This window comes from Caldisericota bacterium (assembly GCA_034717215.1).
Lineage (GTDB): Bacteria > Caldisericota > Caldisericia > Caldisericales > Caldisericaceae > UBA646.
In genome coordinates, this window is the sequence record JAYELD010000137.1 from 1 (window position 1) to 5,767 (window position 5,767).

The following is a 5,767-nucleotide window of genomic DNA, read 5'->3' on the forward strand; positions in this document are numbered from 1 at the left end:
TATGCTGGAAGAAATAATGGTTATTAAGGAACACTATTTTGGAACGACTAAAACGAAACAGGGCATTGTGAATAAGCTTTACAAGGTTAAGAAAATGCTGTCAGCAACATATAAAGAAAAAGGCGAAGAAGAATTGGACGATATGTTTTTAAAAGAACAATCTTTCAGTTCTTTTTATGAATTTTATTTGCTGGATTTTGCCGCTATGTTTAGAGCAATTGAGCTTAGCCTTATAAAATTTAAGATAAGCGACTTTTTTAAAAATTATAAAATAAGGAAACAAGGATGAAAATATCATTTATTGGAGCAGGGACTATGGCCTCATCTATGATTAAATGCATCATAGAGGAAGGTGTTTATAAAAAGGAAGACATTGTGGGCAGCGGCCCACGTCTTGCAAGAGCGAGGGAATTGAACAGGCAATTTGGGATTAAGATGATGCAAAATAATGTGGAAGCAGCATTATTTGGCGATATCGTGGTACTATCCGTTAAACCACAGATTTTTTCAACCGTTGCAAAAGAGTTAAAAGAAGTGTTGCAAGACTACCAGATTGTGTTATCCATAATGGCCGGCATTCCAATAGAGGTGATTCAAAGAGAGCTTACGCATAAAAAGGTAGTGCGCGTAATGCCAAATACTCCTGTCCAAGTCGGGCATGGAATGAGTATGTGGACTGCAACGAAAGAAGTGAGTGAAGAAGAAAGAATTCACATCAGAGAAATTTTTTCTTCAATGGGAAAAGAACTCTTTGTCAAAGATGAAAATTATGTTGATATGGCTACGGCTTTAAATGGCACGGGTCCTGCTTTTGTGTTTTTGTTTCTTGAAGCAATGATAAGTGCAGGCGTTCATCTTGGATTCTCTCGAAGAGTGTCCAAAGAACTTGTTTATCAAACCGTACTTGGTTCTATACTTTTTGCTATGAATTCTGATAAGCATACAGCAGAACTGCGTGATATGGTAACTTCCCCGGGAGGCACTACGACAGAAGCGCTGTATGAATTAGAGAAAGGGGCTTTTAGAACTGTTCTTGAAAAGGCAGTGTATGCTGCTTACAAGCGCACGAAATATTTAGGCGAATTGAGTAAAGAGAAAAAAGAAGGAGGGCAACAATAAATATGGTGAAGAAGGAATACGAAGTAAAGCTTACTGCATCAAAAAAAATGCTCGAAAAGATTAAGCAGATTCCAGGATTTCTTAATTGGAGCATTAAGGGAGGAAAGGAAAAATATCTTATTAGCCACTACTTTGATACTGAGAAATTTGACCTTCTTTACAGCAATATGGCATATAGGACAAGAGAAGAGGACGGCAAAAATATCGCAACGCTTAAAGGAAACGGTATCCTTAAAAATGGAATATTCATAAGGGATGAGTTTAAAGAAATACTGCGTAATAGCGAAGATGTGACAAAAGCTGGTTTTTTGAATAAATATTTTCCGCAAATATTGGAAATTACCAAAGGAAATCCTTTGAAAGAAGTGTTGATTGTAGATAACGAAAGGCATATTTTGTATTTTGAGAAGAATGGCTCTTTGATTGAGGCTTCCCTGGATTTTCTGCACTTTGTGCTGAACAAAAGGAAAGTTTCTTACAATGAAATTGAACTGGAACTTAAAAATGGATGTGAAGAAGATCTTTTAGAATGTGCCTCTTTTTTGAAGCTCAATTTTCACCTGTTCTTAGCAGGTGCATCCAAATATGAAATGGGACTAAGGAGTTTTAATCTTATCCCACTGTTATAATTTATCCGTAAATATTTGAGGCGAGGCAGAGCCCCGCCTTTTTTAATTGTCTTTCCACTCTTTTTCTCGTTTTTGCGTTTTCACTGCGCTCTTTTCACTGACGAAAATAAGCCGATTGAACAAGATAGTTAAAATGGTGCCTGACACAAAAATAACCACTTTTACATTGTGCTCTTTTTCGTAAATTTGATTTTTATTTTTTTATCTGTTACTATATAAGCAATGAATGTAATATCGTATATTATAGTTTTTCTTAACTATGCGGCATGGTTGCTGCCGGTAGGTATTGCGGCAGTTTTTATGCTTAATTATTCAGAAAAAAGCAGGCACACAGGGGGCCTGCCTTGGGTTATTTTGTCTTTTATTCTTATGGGTTTGTCTATAGGGGTGCGAGAATTTTTATTTTTATCCATTAGTTATCAACCTATAGCATTTTTTTTTGGAAACACAGCGATTTTGATTGCTTGTTGGACTCTTTTACGTGGTGTGGAACAAACAGAAAAGGAAGTGCACCGAGGCATAAGAATGCTCAAAAAGGCGCGTCTATACTCTGTTGTAATATTCATTGTAGCTCTCTATCCTGCATTAAAAGGTAAATATCTTAGCTCTTTAGAGCTTTTATTTTATGCATCTATGATATACGTTATGTTTATTGCTATAGGCAAGATCTATACACTTACTAAGGAACGACGGCCAAAAATGAGAGTGCTTATACTGTTGTTTGCAGTTTCTTTGTTTTTGTCTTTATTTATAAGAAGTTTCGGGTTAATACAGGGCAGCAATATGTACACTATTTATAGATTGATAAACTATTCAGGCAGAGTTGTTGTGCTTGCTTTGCTCTTTTTTGAATTCCGGCGCATGAAATTTATTGAAGCAAAATACAAAAAAGAAGCCATTCTGCGCCCTATCGAGGCGCGTTTTGCAAAAGGAACGATTAAAACTTATATCATTGTTGCAGTTATAGTCAGTATTTTTTCATACTTTGCGCTTGCTATGTTTCAATTTGTTTTTAACGCGCATGTTGGGGAAGAATTTTCACATTTGTCCCAGAGCACCACCATTATAAATTTTACACTTAAAGGTGAATTTGATGGAATACGGAACGATTTGATACTTCTTTCTAAAAACAAAGAAATTGCAGATTTTTCTCAAAATGCGGAAGCAGACATGAAAGAATTTTATAATTTAAATAAAGAGCTTATATTAGGCGTATCGCGTATAGAAAGAGATGGGAGATTGGTTTTTACATATCCGGATAAAGGTGAAATTGGAAAAGATATTTCAAATGAATCACACATAAATACGGCACTAACGACGCATGGCGAAGTGCTGTCGGATCCGATAAGAACTGTTGATGGTTCTGTAGTGGCGGTCTTCCACGAACCTGTTTTTAAAGATAGGGAATTTGACGGAACTATTTCAGCATTGATAAATCCGGATTTTTTTGACGAACAGATTGCTAAAACTGTGGAACCGGGAGAGAATATTATTATTTTGAATCCTTCCGGGACGGTTGTATGTTCAACTGAGAGCAAACTTTTATTAAATAATGTAAAAGATGTATTTGATTGTTATCCTGCAGATTTAGATGGCGCTATAGACACAAAGCTTGGGAGAATTTTTATAAAAAGCTCACAAGTAGAATTATTGCCGGGTAAAATTTACATTGCAGTGGAATGGATACATCAAGGAGTTTTATTTAAACAATTTACTGCCCAACATTTTGGATATTTTTTTATACTATTTGCTTTCATTGTTGGGTTTATCGTTCTTTTAAAGAAGACCTTGGATCTTACAGGAAAGCATGCTCACGATCTCAAGCTGATTGTTGATAAAGAAATGAAGGATCTCAAAATTCTTTCAGATAAGCTTTCCAGGGTTATAGAGTTTTTCCCGAACATAAATATCAGCCAGGATATAGATGTATTTAGCGAGAAGCTGCTCGATGTAGCGCTTACTCTTCTTGACCAAGGGGAAGCAGGGAGTGTAATGTTAAAGGAGGGAGACGGCTACAAATTCACGGCAGTAAGAGGGTATGATAAATCACTGGTTAGCAAAATTGTTTTAACAGAAAAGGAAGTGTTTGCAACTAAAAACGATGAACCTGTCATAATACCGAATATCTTTAATAATCCTATTTTAAAAAAAGGCAGATACAAAAAAAGAACGAAAAGAATATTAGAAGAGGTAGGCACTAGCCGGATAAAAGCGACAATTCAAGCGCCATTTATTGTGGACGGGAAATACATAGGCGGTTTTTTTATTGATAATTTTCATTCGGAAAGCGCTTTTTCTGAAATGGACTTGAAAATTGTTTTCTCGATATCAAAACTTGGGCTGGTGTACCTCAGGAATATGCTTCTTCTCAGGAGGGCTCAAAGTGCAGAAGAAAAATTTTATCGTTCAATTACTTCATTTGCAGAACTTGACATCCAAATGAAAGAAAGCGAATTTTTTGAGAGGATTTTTAATATCGGACGAAGTCTTGTGCCAGCTGCAGATGCAGGGTCTATCACGATAAAAGAGGGTGACCATTTTAAATATGTGGCAGTATCTGGGTTTGATAAAGATGTACTTTTAAGCACTATTCTAAAAAAAGAAGATGCTTTTATTCCTTCTACGAAAGAAGTTTTTGTTGTTAAAAAGATTCCTGATAAAAATATCACCGAAGAGTTGAAGGTAAGGTTCTCTAAGACAGGTTCGGGAAAAATTAAGCAGACGCTTGTTGCTCCGATTATCGTAAATGACGAATATTTTGGGGCCATTTTCCTTGATAGTTTTAAGGACGGCGAGATTTTTACCAAAGAAGACCGTTATTTAACAACAGCTCTGTCTAAACTTTCCTCTGCTTTCGTTTCAAATTTGGTTTCCTATGTCAAATTAGAGGATTTAGTTGGTTTTAATGAGATATCTCTTTCTTTATTCCATGGGATGGATCCAAAGAAAGGATGCGAAGAGATTATTAAAAAGGCGTTTGAGATTCTTTCTAATTTGTACCCAAATGAGATTGAAGAGGTGGGCATTGGCAAGGGAGAAGATAATGTTATTGTACTGACTAAATTCAATGGGAAACGTATTGAAAAGCATTCTTTGAAGAAAAAAGGCAAAGGGTTAATACAAAATGTCCTTAAAGAAAGACATTCTTTCTTCGTATCTCTTTCTTCTCCATTTGAGCTATCCGAAAAAAATGAAAAAGAGAAAAAGCATTGGGCAGAAGCCGTAGTTTTTTCTGGCAAGAAAGAGATTCCAATTTTCCGCATACGCTTTAATACAATGAAAATGTTTAGTGCAGAAGAAGAAAAGTTTTTTGAAAGATTTGGGCAGGAGATTATCGCAATGTACCAGTCTGCGCTTTCATTTGAGGAGATAAGGAAGCTGTTTATAAAATACATTACTTCCCTTGTTAATGCAATTAACTCCAGGGATCCGTATACAAAAGGGCACTCCGAAAGGGTTACATCCTTTTCTTATCTCATCAGCGAAAAAATGAAGCTTGCTATGGACGAACAAAGGGAGATTCTATTTGCTGCGATACTCCACGACATCGGGAAAATTGCTGTTCCTGAAGAAATTCTTGCAAAGCCCGGGAAATTAACGAAAGAAGAATATAGGATTGTGCAGAAGCATGCTGAAGACGGGAAAAACATCGTTTTCCCGATGAATTCTGAGGTTGCGGAGATAATAGCGGCACACCACGAGAGATGGGATGGGGCAGGTTACCCAGCTGGTTTAAGGGGAGAAGAAATTCCAATATACGCACGCATTATCGCCGTTGCAGATGTATTTGATGCACTGATAACTGATAGGCCTTACCGAAAAGCATTCAGCATAAAAGATGCAATAAAAATTATTAAAGAAGAGAAGGGAACACACTTTGATCCTTTAGTTGTGGATGCCTTCCTTTCTATTCCTTTGAAAGAGATCAAAAAAGCTTTAGCAAAACCAGACGTTGTTTCCTTGATAACTCGGGCCTTAGAGTAATTTTATGTTCCTCCCTCACCATTGAACTGCCATTT

General features: G+C 36.4%; 4 protein-coding genes. All 4 read left to right on the forward strand.

Going from position 1 to position 5,767, the window contains the following annotated elements; genetic code table 11:
* The coding region (locus U9Q18_05785) for a hypothetical protein (protein ID MEA3313868.1) at nt 1–289 on the forward strand (289 nt) is incomplete at its 5' end.
* Entirely contained in the window at nt 286–1,119 is an 834-nt protein-coding gene (gene proC, locus U9Q18_05790; protein MEA3313869.1) for a pyrroline-5-carboxylate reductase, read from the forward strand. The genes U9Q18_05785 and proC, both read left to right, overlap by 4 nt.
* Before the next feature lie 2 nt (nt 1,120–1,121).
* Entirely contained in the window at nt 1,122–1,748 is a 627-nt protein-coding gene (locus U9Q18_05795) for a CYTH domain-containing protein (protein ID MEA3313870.1), read from the forward strand.
* Nucleotides 1,749–1,970: 222 nt separating this feature from the next.
* Nucleotides 1,971–5,732: an HD domain-containing protein gene (locus U9Q18_05800; GenBank protein ID MEA3313871.1), complete on the forward strand. Its 3,762-nt coding sequence runs from the start codon at nt 1,971–1,973 to the stop codon at nt 5,730–5,732.
* Nucleotides 5,733–5,767 lie beyond the last annotated feature (35 nt).